This is a genomic window from Neobacillus sp. B4I6 (genome assembly GCF_050434045.1).
GTDB lineage: Bacteria > Bacillota > Bacilli > Bacillales > Cytobacillaceae > Neobacillus.
The window spans coordinates 1142885-1159408 of sequence record NZ_JBNPWB010000002.1 but is presented as its reverse complement, the minus strand read 5'-3'; the positions used below and the strand labels follow the sequence as shown (position 1 = coordinate 1159408).

Annotated in this window: 24 protein-coding genes; 4 read left to right on the top strand and 20 right to left on the bottom strand. The window is 32.6% G+C overall.

Annotated elements, in window-relative coordinates; translation table 11 throughout:
* Positions 1 to 250: 250 nt before the first annotated feature.
* The 11 genes from QF028_RS07840 to QF028_RS07790 form a co-directional block, all read right to left on the bottom strand.
* A complete protein-coding gene (locus QF028_RS07840; RefSeq protein WP_429464738.1) occupies positions 251 to 805 on the bottom strand; it encodes a DUF2750 domain-containing protein in 555 nt (184 codons plus the stop codon).
* A 170-nt stretch (positions 806 to 975) separates the two neighbouring features.
* Positions 976 to 1329 carry a DUF6054 family protein gene (locus tag QF028_RS07835; RefSeq protein ID WP_429464737.1) on the bottom strand — a complete coding sequence of 118 codons (354 nt, stop codon included), beginning with the start codon at positions 1327 to 1329 and terminating at the stop codon, positions 976 to 978.
* A 190-nt stretch (positions 1330 to 1519) separates the two neighbouring features.
* Positions 1520 to 2227 carry a hypothetical protein gene (locus QF028_RS07830; RefSeq protein WP_429464736.1) on the bottom strand — a complete coding sequence of 236 codons (708 nt, stop codon included), beginning with the start codon at positions 2225 to 2227 and terminating at the stop codon, positions 1520 to 1522.
* A gap of 87 nt (positions 2228 to 2314) precedes the next feature.
* On the bottom strand, positions 2315 to 2728 hold the full coding sequence (locus QF028_RS07825) for a hypothetical protein (protein ID WP_429464735.1): 414 nt from the start codon (positions 2726 to 2728) through the stop codon (positions 2315 to 2317).
* A gap of 165 nt (positions 2729 to 2893) precedes the next feature.
* Complete coding sequence (locus QF028_RS07820; RefSeq protein ID WP_429464734.1) at positions 2894 to 3154, bottom strand: hypothetical protein; 261 nt, start codon at positions 3152 to 3154, stop codon at positions 2894 to 2896.
* 157 nt (positions 3155 to 3311) lie between these two features.
* Entirely contained in the window at positions 3312 to 3818 is a 507-nt protein-coding gene (locus tag QF028_RS07815) for a hypothetical protein (RefSeq protein ID WP_429464733.1), read from the bottom strand.
* A gap of 171 nt (positions 3819 to 3989) precedes the next feature.
* Positions 3990 to 4481, bottom strand: coding sequence for a hypothetical protein (locus QF028_RS07810; RefSeq protein ID WP_429464732.1), 492 nt, complete (start codon positions 4479 to 4481; stop codon positions 3990 to 3992).
* A gap of 338 nt (positions 4482 to 4819) precedes the next feature.
* Positions 4820 to 5161: a YxiJ family protein gene (locus QF028_RS07805; protein ID WP_429464731.1), complete on the bottom strand. Its 342-nt coding sequence runs from the start codon at positions 5159 to 5161 to the stop codon at positions 4820 to 4822.
* A 239-nt stretch (positions 5162 to 5400) separates the two neighbouring features.
* Positions 5401 to 5673, bottom strand: coding sequence for a hypothetical protein (locus QF028_RS07800; protein ID WP_088088155.1), 273 nt, complete (start codon positions 5671 to 5673; stop codon positions 5401 to 5403).
* A gap of 174 nt (positions 5674 to 5847) precedes the next feature.
* A complete protein-coding gene (locus tag QF028_RS07795; protein ID WP_429464730.1) occupies positions 5848 to 6180 on the bottom strand; it encodes a hypothetical protein in 333 nt (110 codons plus the stop codon).
* A 142-nt stretch (positions 6181 to 6322) separates the two neighbouring features.
* Positions 6323 to 6658, bottom strand: a complete 336-nt coding sequence (locus QF028_RS07790) for a hypothetical protein (protein ID WP_429464729.1) — start codon at positions 6656 to 6658, stop codon at positions 6323 to 6325.
* Between the two features lie 168 nt (positions 6659 to 6826).
* Between QF028_RS07790 and QF028_RS07785 the strand changes: the two genes are divergently transcribed.
* The gene (locus QF028_RS07785) at positions 6827 to 7066 is read left to right on the top strand and encodes a DUF6429 family protein (protein ID WP_429464728.1); all 240 of its coding nucleotides are present in this window, start codon (positions 6827 to 6829) and stop codon (positions 7064 to 7066) included.
* A gap of 99 nt (positions 7067 to 7165) precedes the next feature.
* Here QF028_RS07785 and QF028_RS07780 read toward each other — a convergent pair whose 3' ends face one another.
* The 3 genes from QF028_RS07780 to QF028_RS07770 form a co-directional block, all read right to left on the bottom strand.
* Complete coding sequence (locus QF028_RS07780; RefSeq protein ID WP_429464727.1) at positions 7166 to 7720, bottom strand: DUF2750 domain-containing protein; 555 nt, start codon at positions 7718 to 7720, stop codon at positions 7166 to 7168.
* A gap of 76 nt (positions 7721 to 7796) precedes the next feature.
* On the bottom strand, positions 7797 to 8306 hold the full coding sequence (locus tag QF028_RS07775) for a hypothetical protein (protein WP_429464726.1): 510 nt from the start codon (positions 8304 to 8306) through the stop codon (positions 7797 to 7799).
* 1182 nt (positions 8307 to 9488) lie between these two features.
* A complete protein-coding gene (locus QF028_RS07770; RefSeq protein WP_429464725.1) occupies positions 9489 to 9923 on the bottom strand; it encodes a hypothetical protein in 435 nt (144 codons plus the stop codon).
* A 257-nt stretch (positions 9924 to 10180) separates the two neighbouring features.
* Here QF028_RS07770 and QF028_RS07765 point away from each other — a divergent pair, with 257 nt between their 5' ends.
* A complete protein-coding gene (locus tag QF028_RS07765; protein WP_429464724.1) occupies positions 10181 to 10453 on the top strand; it encodes a hypothetical protein in 273 nt (90 codons plus the stop codon).
* Between the two features lie 114 nt (positions 10454 to 10567).
* Here QF028_RS07765 and QF028_RS07760 read toward each other — a convergent pair whose 3' ends face one another.
* From QF028_RS07760 to QF028_RS07750, 3 genes are all read right to left on the bottom strand, one after another.
* Positions 10568 to 10945 carry a DUF3888 domain-containing protein gene (locus QF028_RS07760; RefSeq protein ID WP_429464723.1) on the bottom strand — a complete coding sequence of 126 codons (378 nt, stop codon included), beginning with the start codon at positions 10943 to 10945 and terminating at the stop codon, positions 10568 to 10570.
* A 192-nt stretch (positions 10946 to 11137) separates the two neighbouring features.
* On the bottom strand, positions 11138 to 11389 hold the full coding sequence (locus tag QF028_RS07755) for a hypothetical protein (protein ID WP_429464722.1): 252 nt from the start codon (positions 11387 to 11389) through the stop codon (positions 11138 to 11140).
* A 160-nt stretch (positions 11390 to 11549) separates the two neighbouring features.
* Positions 11550 to 11948: a hypothetical protein gene (locus QF028_RS07750; protein ID WP_429464721.1), complete on the bottom strand. Its 399-nt coding sequence runs from the start codon at positions 11946 to 11948 to the stop codon at positions 11550 to 11552.
* A 54-nt stretch (positions 11949 to 12002) separates the two neighbouring features.
* Between QF028_RS07750 and QF028_RS07745 the strand changes: the two genes are divergently transcribed.
* Positions 12003 to 13085: an IS1595 family transposase gene (locus QF028_RS07745; RefSeq protein WP_429464720.1), complete on the top strand. Its 1083-nt coding sequence runs from the start codon at positions 12003 to 12005 to the stop codon at positions 13083 to 13085.
* A gap of 216 nt (positions 13086 to 13301) precedes the next feature.
* The gene (locus QF028_RS07740; protein WP_429464719.1) at positions 13302 to 13943 is read left to right on the top strand and encodes an SMI1/KNR4 family protein; all 642 of its coding nucleotides are present in this window, start codon (positions 13302 to 13304) and stop codon (positions 13941 to 13943) included.
* Between the two features lie 694 nt (positions 13944 to 14637).
* Here the strand turns inward: QF028_RS07740 and QF028_RS07735 are convergent.
* The 3 genes from QF028_RS07735 to QF028_RS07725 form a co-directional block, all read right to left on the bottom strand.
* A complete protein-coding gene (locus QF028_RS07735; RefSeq protein WP_429464718.1) occupies positions 14638 to 14766 on the bottom strand; it encodes a hypothetical protein in 129 nt (42 codons plus the stop codon).
* A 517-nt stretch (positions 14767 to 15283) separates the two neighbouring features.
* Positions 15284 to 15700 carry a DUF4275 family protein gene (locus QF028_RS07730; RefSeq protein ID WP_429464717.1) on the bottom strand — a complete coding sequence of 139 codons (417 nt, stop codon included), beginning with the start codon at positions 15698 to 15700 and terminating at the stop codon, positions 15284 to 15286.
* A gap of 171 nt (positions 15701 to 15871) precedes the next feature.
* The gene (locus QF028_RS07725; RefSeq protein WP_429464716.1) at positions 15872 to 16477 is read right to left on the bottom strand and encodes a hypothetical protein; all 606 of its coding nucleotides are present in this window, start codon (positions 16475 to 16477) and stop codon (positions 15872 to 15874) included.
* Between the last annotated feature and the right edge of the window lie 47 nt (positions 16478 to 16524).

Sequence of the window (16524 nt, the reverse complement as noted above, 5' to 3'; positions counted from 1 at the left end):
CTATAAATGCTTATTTATCAAGAGGTTTGCTACCTATTGTATTTTCTAATAATCAAAAATTATCGTTGGTTATTTTAAGTTGGATGCCAAAAGCATGCCTCTGGGATGTCAATTAATACACCTATATATAAGATATAAGGTTTTATGACTTGATAAGAAGTGTAATCAATTTATGGATCCCCCACTAAAGGAGTACTTTTACTGGTGTTCTTATTCAACAAAAGCACCCAGTTAGTGCAATAAGAATTTATTACTTTTTGAATTTTTTACTGTCTGGAAGTTTCGAATACATATCAAATAAATCCTTAACAGTTTGTTTGATGACTTCATCCCCACCCGTTCCATTTATTGCAGTATCAAGTCTTGTATAAATTATTAATAAAAGACTTTTAGCATATGATTCATCTAACTGTTTAATTTTTTCCCTTAATTCTTCAATTTCTAACAATACTACTTCTCCTAACTCTTTATATAAGTCAAAGGGGTCTACTTCTAACCCAATTAAATTCGTATTCCAATTAACACCAACTAATAAATCGTCTGCATTCATTTTGTAAAGCCAATTAATAAATTTATCTAACGGTATGGATGTCGGCATATAATGCATCCATTCTTCAACTGCAAATTGTCGTGCATATGCTTCATCCGACCAAAAAAGCATAACTCCTGTATCTTTATGATCGTTCGATTCGTAAACACACCATCCATCTTCACTCTTTAATCCCCAAACTGTCTTACTTTCCGAAACACTTTTTATAAAGTTTTCATATCGTCTTTTAGAATTTATAGTCAAATCGAACTCCATTATTAATCTCCTTTACTCGTTAATAAATCAAATAATTCTGTACGATGAACATTAATCCCTTCTTCAAATAACTTGCCCGTTACTTGAAGAAGAAAAAAGCATTACCGTTGTTCCAGTAATGCACCCGTTACTTTAAGTACATCTTTTCACATACTTTAAAATCAAAGCTATTATGTCTCCTCCGTTATTTCAATAATGTGTGATTCCAGTTTTTTTCTTACTGGTTTAAAAAAGTTTTTCCCTGCCCCCCAGTCAATATCCAAAATTCCGTCTCCATTTCCTGCTGAAATACACTTTACAATTGTCACTCCGTTAAAATTATCGACAGTGACAGTTAACGTAGCAGTATTACCAGTTCGGAGAAAAAATTTTTCGAATACTAATATTGAAATCTCTTTTTCGTCTTCACCAGCTACTTTATAATCCTCAAATATTAAAGCTGACTTTAAATCCTTGTCATCCATAATAAGTTGAACCGCTTGAAAAGGCTTTACATCTAAAGTAAATTCAATATATCTTCTCATTTATTTTCCACTCCCAAAAGAAACTTTTTTTCGGTTATAAGCTATCATCCCCCAAAAAATTCCCTCTTACTTTTCAATAATATTGCCACGTTTGTGGAAAAAGAAAAAAAGTACCGCAGCTTTTACGATCCTACTTAAACTCTTGCACCCGTTACTTTAAGTGCCATTTTTCACAAAGTTTAAAGTGAATTTAAATCGTTTTCCAATCCAATTGATTCATCAAATCAGACCAAGTAATACAGTTTAGTGTATGTGAAGGAGAACTTGGTTCAGCTTCAGAAACCCACTTTTTTGTAAGAAAATGTGTTGGATTCTTGTTCTCATCTTCTACAAACCTAAAGTCGAAAAAATTATCATCATTGTCGTAAGAACTTAATAGATAGGCAATCCGATTATTCATTAAATCTATAAATATCAATTCAGTTACCTCATCCTCTGTTCTGTACACAACTATGTCATCATTGGCAGTTTCAAAACTAAAGTGGTCAAATTTATCCTTACAATCGAAACAGAATTCAACAATATTATTGAATCGATTTACTCGCCAGATTTCCCCTCCATTTGAATAATCATCATCTAGATGACCATCCCCATCTTTGTCCGTTATTTTGATAAAATAAACATAATTTTGAGCAATATGGAAATCGTTAATATCATATTTGCCAAAAGGAACAATTTCCTTAGTCATTCCATTAATTAAATCTGCATACCAAAGAGACCTAGTTCTTATATAGTTATCCTCATCAGGTAATATGTTTCCGTTAAAATCGCTTTTCAAGTAGCGAGTTTTGTTATAGAAAACCAAGTTTTGAATATAGGTTCCAGCATAAAAATGTATGATTTCATCAACTTGGTCAGCATCTAATATAGTAGATGGCTGAATTTTATTAATTTCCATATGTTAACCTCCAATTTGAAATGCCTAATTAATTTAGTCTTCAACAAATACCTCATCTAACACAATAAGGAAATATTAATTTTTAAATTACAGGAATTTGAGCTGATGGGATAAGTGAGTTTTTCCATCCCACTCGATTAAAAATTGCTCCACACCTAAAACTGCTGTTTCTGGTTTCGAGGTTTGGTTATGAACCCATTCCTTAATCGATGGTAGCACCTCATTATGAAATTCATTGGTCGCACTTTGGTTATAGAGGTCTTGGGATATAGGGTAAAAATTAATGTTTATTTTCTTGTCTCTGTTAAAGGAAACTGAAGCAACAACAATACCGTTTAGTTGTGGAGGTCGTGGGCAACGACTATCAAATTCAAATTTTCTATTTAGACCGAAAGAAACATAAATCTCTTCTTCGCTGTAAAAATAAAGCTGCTTAATTTGCCGTCTATTTGTGGCGTAAGTCTCTAATTTATTGAGATTCCGAAAAAAGCCAATCTTCAATTTCCCACCCCCGAAAAATTGTCACAACAGTTAATATTCCACTTAATTTTATTTAATCCCTGCTTAACAGCTTATTGAAGTAACCTGCCCCGTTACTTCAATAAGCAAAAAGCGATCCTTCGTTATTGAAGCATCGCACCCGTTAGCTTAAGAAGGTTGCCCCTTTTACCCAAGATACATAATTTTCTTTTTCTCTTTTTTCGCTCTAATAACTATCTTGGCTGTTAAATGTTCTGGTTGGTCATACGTTGACTGAATCTCAGCAAAAAGTTCGTTAATAATCTCTTCGAGATTCCCCAATGTTACTGTCTTTGGCAGAACTTTTGTTCTTGCAATTTCATAATTTTTATATGAACTATCGTAACCATTTATTGTCTCTTCGCCGACAGCATTTATTTCAAATTCCACTTTTATTTGACCTTCCATACACTCCATACCTCCTAATATACTGTAACTGCCAATCCTTATCTTTTCCATCCTTCTTCTTTAACTATTCTGCACCGTTACTTGAATAAGCAAAAAACGATCCTTCTTTATTGAAGAATCGCACCCGTTGAAGAAGAAATAAAGATATAATAATTTGTTAATTTCCCTTACATTTATCCCAATTAAATGGCTTTAGTCGATACCTAACTGATTGCTTTTCATTTTCCGACATTACAACCCAAACTTTACCCATTTTATGTAATTCCTTTAATACATTGTTTCCATCTATTCTTTTATAAACGAAATATCCCTTTGTGCCTTCCAGACCACTTTCTAAGAATAATCTCCTTGAACCTATACTGGAGCCTACAAATAGATGCTGTAATGATATTTTGTCAGAATGCTCATCAAGGTTATCCCCTACTTTTAAATTTAAGTCATCGTGGGTAAATTCTTGATAATCTGATATATCTAGGTTATAGCTCTTAACAATATCCTTTAACACTTTTTTATCAAACTCTTTACTTTTCTTTTCAAATTCTTGTATACATACGCTTTTAAAAGGCTTTACTTCTCCATTTGAATTGGCAAATACAGTTACGTTGTTTATTCCAAAAATTATGATACTGAACATAAGTAATAAAAGAGAAAACCTTTGGTTCATTTTTACTTCTCCCTAATATAATATTTAGGGGTATTTTACCCGAAGCATTTACAATTATCCTTATTCAAGTAACCTGCTTCATTAGTTCAATAAGAAAAGCTGCCTAAAATGGCAGCTAGTTCTTGAAGTGACTAATTCGTTAGAATAAACGATGTGGGTTCAAAGAATTCCTTATAATGATTCCAATACCTCTTGCTCTAATTTTTGTATCATTGATTCTGCTAGTTCTATTACGTCCTTTAATACACCGAAGCTATTTTCTCTTACGAATGAGAATTGGATACTCAGTGATTCATCATTGTTTTCGTATTCCTCTAATGTTAAATAAGCCTTTTCGGAAACTATCTTAGCCTCTTTTGCCATATATTCTCTAATGTTTAATCCATAATCTTCATTCCATTTTTCAATACCATAAGATAAACAAAAACTTCTCTGATATTCTATACGAAGACCTGTCCTAACTTTTTGGTAGAGAATACAAGTATCAACTTTTAATGGTGAATCGATAACAGGATAACCATCATCTGTTATGTCATCATAAGTTTCAAAACTATCTCCCAAATGAAGGTCTTTTACTTTAATAGGATAAATATTTCGTTTAAGGATATAACATACAAAATCTGGCATATAGACTATGTTTTCTAACAATAACGGATGAGTCATTTTTATATCACCTTTTTTATGTATTGGTCACTTCCAAGTAAAAGTAACTTAAATATTATATTTTAAGAAACAATTAAAAACCAACCCTACATTATATTTTTTTATTTCGTTAATTAAGATGCGATACCTTATTTGAAATAACACCCCTGTTAATTATTGAACAACAAAAGGTTACCCTCTATATACGTAAAAAGAAATAGACCGCCTTAAGGCGATCCGAATTTATTGTATTAATGCACTCCGATAATTTAAGTACAATACTTCACAATCTGCTTTGTTGGTCGAACCAAAAAAGGCGATGCCTTGTTTAAGCATCGCACCCGTTAGCTGAATATGGATTAGTTAAATGATAAATAATTTAATAATAATTTTCGTGCTTTTTCATTATTCATATACTCTTCATAAAATGTTGGATAATCAGCCATTTTATCTTCTAAAAAGCGATATTGATGAAATATATCAAAGAAAGATAAATGAAGCCATTCTATTTGACCTTGGGGAATACTTTTTGAATTTCCTTTCAAGACATAACTTAGGCTTCCTGCAATATTCATCCAATATGTGTTTAAATCGCCTGTCAGACAATCCTCCTCGGAAAGTTCCTTATTGAAATCCTCTTGTATATTATCAGTATCTCTGTATGGAAAAGGGTTATATAGACTTTCCTTTAAAGTTTTCAATTCTTCATATATTTTGAATTTATCTATCCTAAACACCACCAAGTGAAAATAATTTTACATATTTTATTTTACCATTCTTTCTTCAACTAACCTTGCCCGATAGTGGAATAAACAAAAAAGGCTGCCGCAGCAGCCGCAGTTCTTTAACTCTTGCACCCGTTAGTTGAACAAAATCTATATAACCCAGGTAAGGAAGATGCACCTGGCATTTCCCTGCTTATTAAACTAAACTGCAACCATTAGTAATAAAAGAAGACCATTATGAAAATGCCAACCGAAGCAATATTGGAAAGGTAATTCCACTTATTATTTGATTTTATTAATATATCTTCAACAACACCAAGCAAACTCATAAGTGAACCTACAATACAAGCAGACCTTATATAAACAGATGAAAATCCCTCAATATATCCTTTTATGAACAGCATAATGCCTAAAACAAAGAGTAACAAATGCATAAAATATATTGGTTTATTACTTTTTGAATATCTTTCCTTAATCTTAATTAGCATTTTTCCCCCTCCAAATAATACTCTTCACTCATCTCTTTATTAACCTACTTAAGGCATTATATATTACCTTATTCTATGGTTTAGATTTATTTTCCTTCTTCCACTAAACTGCCACGTTAGTGGAACAAGCAAAAAGCTGCCGAAGCAGCTTTCAGACTTAATCTCTTGCACCCGTTAGCTGAACATAATACTATTCTTATCAAAATATTTCTTAATGTCCTCGGTAAATCCGTAATCCTCAATCCATTCAAAAATTTTATCCTCTAATTTTCCTATTTCCTCATTTTCAGTTTCATCTTCTGAATAAAGGTACATATTATCAAAACGTGCTATTGCTCGAAAAAGGTTGTTTTCCTTTTCCATTGCTTCCTTTATTTCATCATCATTATCTCTACGGCTAAATTCATCGTGTAAACGATTTAATTGATGTGAACCTTTTCGTAGAAAGTACATTGCAATAAGCAATTTACGTTTTTCTTCTTCTGTCATTTGTTTAAAATTCATCAAATTTCACCTCTATATAGTCATTTCCCTAATTCAATTGAGTCGTAATCTTCTTAAACTATTCTGCCCTTTTACTTCAATAAGAAAAGAGATTAACTCTTTAAAAAAGGGACCTTCACGGAACTACATAGGCTTCTTTTTTATTTTATTTTTTTGCATACTCAGCTTCAATGTCCTCGTTCAACTTAGGGATTTCTTTTTTTAAAGCTTTTACTATCTTTGTTATTTTACTGTTTGCATATTTTTCTACTTCTCCATAAGGAATCCATATTTCTCTATTCTGAATCTTTTCATATAGAGACGAAATAACGGTTTTTCGGTGATCTGGGGTTAATTTCTTTGTTGTACCTATTTCTTTCATCTGATTGTGATAGAGTTTACGAAGTTCTGTTGCAATCCATTCCTTTTGACTATTTTTTAATTGTGAAAAAGGTTTGTTTGTTTGAAGAAGCTTTCCATTTACTTTAATATGATTTTTCAATAACCAACACTCCTTTAACTCTTAAACTGGTCCTTCTGTAACCATAAAAGAAAATTTATCTAACAATTGATTTGCCGTTCGATTTTATCGAATTATTTATTTTTCAACTTTGAAATAATAACATTATTTTAGTTACAATATGAATAAAAAGGAAAGGACTTCACTCAAATGACAGATCAGATTGATGAATTAACTCTATTATTGTTGCATTTAACGTCTTTTAAAGAAGATTATGGTTTAGGTGAAGCTCAAAGAAGTTGGAAAGGTTATCCTTTTGAGTCACTAAATGACCTATCAGAAAATGATTTCATTCGTGACAGCAAGCGATCAAAATCAGTATATCTAACAGAGAAAGGAATCGAACAAGCTAAAGAGCTGATGAAGAAATATAATATAAAAGAACAGTAAGGGATTTCTCAAAACGAGATTTCCCTTTACCTTTCGTAAAAAAGTTTGTATTTTATGTAGACCTTGAACTCTTGCACCCGTTAGTGCAATAAGAATTTATTACTTTTTGAATTTTTTACTGTCTGGAAGTTTCGAATACATATCAAATAAATCCTTAACAGTTTGTTTGATGACTTCATCACCACCCGTACCATTTAATGCAGTATCAAGTCTTGCATAAATTATCATTAAAAGACTTTTAGCAGATGATTCATCTAACTGTTTAATTTTTTCCCTTACTTCGTAAATTTCTAACAATACTACTTCTCCTAACTCTTTATATAAGTCAAAGGGGTCTACTTCTAACCCAATTAAATTCGTATTCCAATTAACACCAACTAATAAATCATCTGCATTCATTTTGTAAAGCCAATTAATAAATTTATCTAACGGTATGGATGTCGGCTTATAATGCATCCATTCTTCAACTGCACATTGTCGTGCATATACTTCTTCCGACCAAAAAAGCATAACTCCTGTATCTTTATTATCGTTCGATTCGTAAACACACCATCCATCTTCACTCTTTAATCCCCAAACTGTCTTACTTTCCGAAACACTTTTTATAAAGTTTTCATATCGTCTTTTAGAATTTATAGTCAAGTCGAACTTCATTACTTAATCCCCTCTTTAATTAACCTGCTTCGTTTGTTGAAGAAGAAAAAAGGATCGCCGGAGCAACCACCATTCTTCAAGTCTTGCCCCCGTTAGCACCATAAGGAATGTTAATATTTAATCTTATTAAGATTTCAGCTTCATTCTTTATCCTTGATATTACATCCTCTTCATTTAACACAAAAGATTTATCATCATAATCAAGTCTATCAATCAATTCACTAATTTCAAACCAAGCATACAGACCATCTGAATTATCTAACTCAATAGCAACAACTTGAAAAATCATATTAGCTAAATTGAAAATTTCTTTATGGTCATTAGCTTTTATTATTCTATTTGCTAAAAAAACTATATAGGCTCTTGCACATATCTCAAAGGTTGGCTCCTTTATTGCCAATTCATCTAATGCTCTTTTAAAATACAATTCGACTTCAAATATATTATCATCGAATGAAAATGAAGAGAGAATATTTAAGGATGGTGACGATACATCTTTTTCTAATAAATTGTGAGACCAATTTACATAATCCTCAGTTGAAACTGTATCCTTTTGAATTTTATAAAATAAAATATTTGTTTCCACTTTATCACCACCATTAATATTTATCTCCCTTGAACCAGATTAATAACCTTATTGTACTAACCTGCTTCTTTAGTGCAACAAGGAAAGAATCATCTAATTTAATTTTCCCTAAGATGATTTAATAGTGCCGTAGCCAAAAAAATTATAGCTAAGCCAGTGTACCCACTATTGGGACCCACATCGAAGAAAATCGGAGAAATAAACTGATTTAAAACTGTTATAAATATGGCGAATATAACGAAAGAAATATTTGTTTTTTTCAAAGGAAAAACCTCCTAATAAATTCTGAAAGCAATAAAAATACTTCATTGTAATTATAACCCTTATTCAACTAGTCGAGTAGAAGGGAGCCTTTCTACCTTTCGGTAGATTGTACTCCCCCCCCTCACAGAACCGTGCTTGCACTATTAATGCACACGGCTCCTCCTAGTTACCATTCACAAAATGTAGCTAGTCTCATAGATTGAGATTTTGCTACTTCTGCTATCCTTAGTAGTTTTGTTTCCATTTATCTCTACCTATAAGTGTAGTAAATGTTTCCCTAGTAAGGGCGATAACTGGTAGCTAGCCTTTCCTCCATCGGCATTACCCAACTTCATTGGTACTACGCTGCTATCCGACTCCCTACACAGCATTTAGTCTCCTTGCTTTTTATCGCTTGTACACCATACTCTTCTAACGAGAAAAGACCGGTAGGGTATCCCGAGTTGCCGTATCATATCGATGTTTAACGTGCCAAGGTCTCTGACTCCAAAGAGGTTTTATCCATCTGGCCCCTAACGAAGGATAAAATGTAGCTTTCCGCTGCAGGTAAAGCATCAGCCCTCTCGATTTACTAACATTATGGAGCTCAATCCCTTCAACCATTTGGCTTTCGGCCCGCCACCTAACTGTCTACGCTTAAAGACTAAAGTTACCTTTAGCCCTCCAAGACTCGCTACGAGCGAATGGCTAGTTCTTACTCGACGGGAATCCCACCCGCTATATGATACGACCTAGGCTCGGCCGCACACCTGCCCGTTAGTGGAACAAGAAAAAAGGCTGCCGTAGCAGCAAAATCGTTCTTGAGCTAAAGCACCCATTAGTTTAAGTACAATACTTCACAATGAGTTAGGTAATTAAATAAAAACGGCGATGCCTTTTTAAAGCATCGCACCTTGTTAGTCAAATAATATTGACGTATTACTTCGAATTTTCAATATTAAAACCAATATTTCGGTTGTCTCTAGTTTTGATTTTTACAGTCATTAAAACAGCCGATATTACATAAAGAAACCAAACTATTTGAATAGTAGTAAATGAACCTAATCCTTTTGGCATTCCACCGATAAAATCTCCAATTGGTAAATGTAAAAATATTGCTAAATACATAAGATACTTTTTATTAAACAATACCGACGTAAGTGATAAACAAGCGGGTATAAACAAGAAAATATAATATATTAAGGTGTCCAATTGTGAATCTGGCTTATTAAAATCATCCAATTGTATAAGTCCCCATAAAATCCCTCCACCCCAATGATAACCACCCCAAACTATACCACCAAGAATTGCCCCAATTAGTCCCAAAACAAAGGCAATTTTTTCAATCGTACTTCTTTCGTTCCAAATAGACAATGTAACTCCTCCTCACGCTATATTTGATTTCTTATTCTATACATTATTGGTAAAATCCTCCTAAACAAACCTACACCGTTAGCGGAAAAACAAAAAAAGGCTACCATAGCAGCCAAATATTGTTGAACTCAAGCACCTTTTAGTTGAAGAAGAATAAGGAAATGGTTAATAGAATCAGTTACATCAGTCAATTAATTGGTATAAAAAGGTATTAAATACATACGTTTAATTAAGGACAAGATAGGAGGGAATTCATTTTGTTTAAAATTCTTTTTATTGCCTTCATAGTATTTATAACAATTATGATTCTCTTCATTATACAGATAGTGAATAGGAGACACACTATTCAGACCTTCTCAATACAAACTTTTTTAGGAAACAGTTCTTATAATCTATTTGATAAAGAACCAATAGAACAAAAGAAATCTCTAATAGAGACAATTAATGATTACTTCAATGATAAAGATGATGAGATTATAGATGATGGGGATGGAGATATAGGTGATGGTGGTGACGACGCTGGAGAATAGGAATACATTAATAAAAATAGAAATCCCTTATCGAGGTTAAACTGTGAACTAATCGATACAGGGATTTTTTATTGCTAACGCACCCGTTAGCTGAAGAAGAAATATTCTTAAAAATCACTCTCGAACATCAGTTACAGTAACCCCTTCTAACTTTACATCAAAAGTCAGTGTGACAGGACCTTCTGGTGGATTATGTGAACCTGTATAAGTATCATATTTAATCTTTATCGTAAAATCATATTGAGAAAATCCACCTGATTTTCGATTAACTTCTAATATTTCTGCATTCCATAACCCATAACTGCGAGTTGGATACTTATTGTTTATAGCTTTCCTCGCATAAGGGTCTAACAAAACTAATAAAGCATCATAAAAATCAGTATGTTTTTCTTCGACATTAGTATTAGTTTCTGCAAATACTCGGTTCTTTGAAAATGTAGGACAAGCAACAAAAATTGAGATAATAAAGATACCCAAAACAAATTGTTTCATATAACACCTCTTACAATTCTTTTGGTTTAATCTACCCTCATTTTGGTCTAAATATAGATAGTCCTTCTTTCACTAACCTGCCCTGTTACTTTAAAAAGAAAAAACCACCAAAATGGCAGCTGGCTCTTCAACTCTTGCACCCGTTAATTGAACAAGGCTCTATTATGAAGGTATCTTCGAAACAAATTCAAATTATTTTTTATTCTTTTTATACGCTCTAAACAATAAAACAATGGTTATTAATACAATAGGTCCTGCAAATATTAACGCATTAAGACTTTCGGGTAAATCAGGGATTTCTATATAAGAAAAAATTATTTTAAAAAGAACAATAAATAATAATGTAATAAGGAATTCCTTTAAAGCTGAAATAAAATTTTTATTCTTAAACCAATTTTTCAATCCAAAAAATACACTTAGAGCTACTATGTCTAACCAATCCATATCTAGTTGTCACCTCTAAAAATAATCTTAAAGAAATTATATCAAATCCTTCTTCAACTATCCTGCCCCGTTAGTGGAACAAGTAAAAAAAGCCGCCGAAACAGATGTTGATCTTAAACTATTGCACTCCGTTAGTTGAACAAAAAGGTAATAGGAACCATTATTTCTGATTCACTAATTTACGGTCATTTAAATCATAAATTTTTAATGATTTTCCTATTTCAGAATTACGATAATACTCCACTTCACAATAGTAATTTCCTTCCTGGTCTACATTATATCCTTGTCGAGAAAAAGAAATATTCTTTCCCCCAAAATAAACTTGTAAACCTCCCCCACCTCTAACATTATCGTAAATAAAAACTTCACAGACCCCTTTATATTCCTCAATTTGATTAAGTATTACAGTTGGTAAAAATCGTATAGAATATAAAAACATAATAGCTGATAACAGTGTAAAAGTTATAATTATAAATCTTTCTTTCATCGGCTTTTTATAAGAACTTCCTTGTTTCTTTTTCTTTTTAGCTATGTTAAATTTCATTGTTGATATTTGCATTTTCCGAACCAATGTTCTAAAATTCATTTAGAATAAATGTTCGGAGGTAATACGATGAATCTTGTTGATATAATACGTGAAGTTCAAAAATTAGATGATATGTCTCAACAAAGATTATTGTCTTACCTCCAAAATGCACTTGAACATACAATAAACGGTAAAGAACCGTTATTGACAGAAATAGCTGAAAGGAAAAGCGAGAGAGGTTTTTCCTGCCCTCATTGTCATAATGCGAACGCAGTGAGATTTGGTAAGTACCAAACAACAGTAGGAACGAAAACAGTTATTCGTCAAAGATATAAGTGCAAAGATTGCTCGAAGACCTTTACTGACCTAACGAACACTCCTTTAAACCGAACACGAAAATTAGATAAATGGTTAAAATTTATTGAATGTATGATAGAAGGATATTCGCTTAGAAAATCAGCAGAACTTATTGGAGAAATAACCTGGGTGACATTGTTTTATTGGAGGCACAAGATTTTATCTTCTCTGGAACAGATTCCTACAGAGGGATTTAGTGGGATTGTGGAGATGGATGAAACATATTTTTTATACTCCGAAAAAGGGAAACGAAACATTACGGACAGGGAACCAAGAGAACGTGGTGGCACCTCTGATAAAAGAGGAATTAGCTATGACCAAGTTTGTGTTTTAGTAGCTCGTGACCGCCAAAAAATCACCCTTTCATCTGTATTGGGGAAAGGTAGGATTGTTAAGAAAAGGTTAGATAAGAAGATTGGAACGCTCCTATCAAAAGATAATATCCTTTGTACGGACTCTTGGAGAGCTTTTAGCAGCTACGCAAAAGAAAAGAAAGTTGAACATTATCGGTTTAAATCTGATGGGAAAATTCGAGTAATAAAAGGCATTTACCACATCCAAAATGTAAACAACTATCACAGTCGTTTGAAGCGTTGGATGAATCGTTTCAATGGTGTAGCCTCAAAATATTTGGAGCATTATTTGGCGTGGTTCCGGTTTCTTGAAACATTAGGCTTTTCTCAGTCCGTCAAAAATATCAAAGGTATGCTAATTACATCGTGTTTATTTCCTGTTCAAGAGACCAATAAAGCCTTGCGTAAATCAACTTTTCATCCCATCAGCGTGACCGCTCTAGAGGACTTAATGAATTAATGGAGGCTGTGGGTAGCCACTTTACAAACGGTGAGATGGCCCAGATGTATTTTCAGGAGTTACGAAAAAGATATCCAAGATATCTCCGTGATCAGTTGAGTATCATAAAAAAGTGTATTGATGTAAGTTCTGTCGAAGTACTTGATGATTCACTTGCGTTATGTATGGAAAGACAACTTTTTAGCGCTAGCTTAATTCATAGGAGGTGACAAGATAATGGAAATCTTTCATATAGTAAACGCCGTTCGTCAAAAATTATCTCAATATGATGCTCTACAAGTATCTGAAATATTAAATGATAAACCAATAAGCCAGGATGAATTATCGGAAATTGAATCACACATCTCTTTTAAATTCCCTGATTCGTTGCGACATTTATTCATAAATCACTCATCATCTCTACGCTTTTCTTGGGATGATGATGGCAAGCGTTTTTTCGGTGAAGATTGTCGATACGGAGGATTGAATCTAATATCTCCGATTCAAATAAAGAACCTGTTTGAAGATATGAGAGAAATGGTTGAAGAAACTAAAGCAGAATTAAGCGAAGAATACGACGAAGGAAAACAAGCATTGGTAGATGACTGGAGTTTTTGGATACCTATTGTATTATTTCATAACGGTGACGCTTTTTGTATTGATACTAGAACGGGAAACATTGTTTTTCTTGAACACGATGTAATGGATGGAGGTCCTAATCTTCACGGTATTGTATTAGCTCAAAATATTGATGATTTAATAAGCAAATGGTCAATAGTCGGGTTCGTCGATATTTATGATTGGACTGAAGGTGTAAATGATGATGGAATAAATATTGAAAGCCCTGTATTTAGCAAGTTAGTACCTTTATTTGTGTAGAAAAGACTAGGAAAACCTACGTCTTTTCTATTTTGGCTAAAAATCAACATTAGAATTTAACATAGCTTTCTTTTTAAAAGAATACCGAATGTAAGCAATGGAACCCATTAGCATTACAACTGATATAAGTAACATATAGTAAAAATCAAACAATTCTTCAACACCCTTGTAATATGTATTTAACTTTAACCTTAATCAAACAATTGTTCCGTATTCATTCTTGAACTATTCTGCTTCATTAGTTTAATAACGGTAATAAAAAAGACTGCCTAAACAGTCCATAAGTTGTGAGTTAAAAATTAGATCATTAAAAAACGGAAAACTTCAATTATGATGAATGTTGCTATCAAAGTTAGCCAAGCCATTTTATTTGTAACTGACTTTTGAAGGAATTTGATTTTAGACAACATAAACGAAACTCCAAAAAATAATATAATAGCATACAACGAATTAAGCCAGAATGAATTACCAATTGTATCAAGATGACGAACAAAAATAGCTATAAACATAAACAAAATACCTCTAGCTACATTTTCCCATTTTTTCAATTCAAAAAACCGCCTTATTTGTAAAGAATACCTCTATAATAATCGATTTTTTCAACCATAAATATTGGAAATTAATCCCTCTAACAAAACTGTTGTTACTTAAAGAAGGAAAAAGCGATCTCCGTTATTGAAGAATCGCACCGTATTCACTTTTTCACTTTCTTGATAATTTTAATTAAAAACACAATCAATGAAATCAAGACTACAAATATAACAATTTGATAACCTACATCAAACCAGTTAATTTTGCTTCCAGTATTAATTACTTTATCCATACAAAATTCTCCTCCAGAAATACTTTAATAATACAACTAAAATTTAACCTAATTATGTCCCCTATTCAATTTGGAATTTTTCCCATTTATTCTCGTTTTCTTATCTAACTACTTGAGCACAGGAACAAAAAAGAACCACCTCATCGATCCCCACTTTAACTCTTGCCCCCTGTTAGTTTAAAAAGAAAAAAATCCTGCACAAGTAGCCGGACCTTCAGCTCAAGCACCCGTTAGTTGAACAAGGTCTATTTTTTCTGACTATCCTTTATTGTTTTTATCATTGCTAAAAAAATTATAATTACAAAAATAATAGAGAATATAATCACCATAAACACAGTAATCCACCCCCTGATTTTTTCCTAAATTATACCATAATTAGCAATTCGTTAGTTGGATTTTTTCTTAAACTAACCTGCTTCGTTAGTGGAACAAGAAAAATAAGACCGCCGCAGCGATCTTCATCTTTAACTCTTGCACCCGTTACTTTAAGTGAAGTATCTCACAAAAAGGATTGTTTTTAGGATTTCTGAATAAAATACGGTCCGAGTCCTAAGTCAGTTTCGTGAGTTATGATAAAGGTCCATTTATTATCCCAATCCATAATATAAATGTAGCTATAATCCATATAGTCTTCTTCATATGGTAAATCTTTAACTGTGATAGTTTTGGTATTTTGAACTAAGTAAGCTTCATCTGTGAATTGATAAAAAATTGTACATTTATTTTTTATTTGGTGTTCAAATGCTTTTATGGCTTTTTCTTTTTCAAGACATATTACCTTTTCCCAACTACAAAGGTGCCATAAAAATGAGTCCATATCTATCGTTTTTTGTTCCTCTTTTGATAGATGACTTGCAAAACTTTCACGCCATTTTTGACGTAAATAGTGTCCCCACTTTGGTATTTCCACTATCTTTAATTCTTTATTTTTCATCCCAATTAACCTTTCTATACAATATTAAGTATAAATAATATTCCACTTTGCACACTTAATATCCTTTGATACCCTTCTTAAACAATCCTGCTCGTTAGTACAACAAGCAAAAAGATCGCCGCAGCGAACTCCAGCTTTAACTCTAGCACCCGTTAGCTGACGAAGAGCAAGTTATTTAAGTGTTTGTAGTTCTGTTCGTGTCTCTGCTTTTGTTAGGATTTTATAATCGATAATAAACTTAGAATGAGGGAGATAATGTATTACAAACCATCGCTCGGAAGATTCATCCTTAATTTTTTCTGGCATAGAGAACTTAACGTCATCCACAACGACCTCCCACAGTCTTGGACCAGTTCGAGGCATATGAAACTCAAATTTAGTCGGAATTCCCTCAACAGTTTTATAATCATTTTTAAAATAGGAAGGCAAATCAACCCATTCTTGTGATAGTAACATCATAAAAATCGTTATAAACAGCTGGATAAAACGCTGTTTTCCAAACTCTTTACGAAACAAGATGATAATACAACACAATGCAAGCATTAGAATTGGAAGCGTAATGATAAGGTACATAGGTATACGTATTGATAACAAAGAGGTTCCAATTGAAATTATTAACAAAACGAACCAAGTAACAATTAGAATTTTATCGAATGGACTCAGTTTGGTATTTATGTTGAATAGTTCTGGAAGTGGGGAATCCCCCCACATAAAATTCCAAATGCGTTTTGGTAAAGCAATTTTTTGATTTTCATCTTTATTTCTTGAATCCGTCATAAACTATCCTTTCTATGATTAAGGATGGTGCTTGATTTTTTTATACG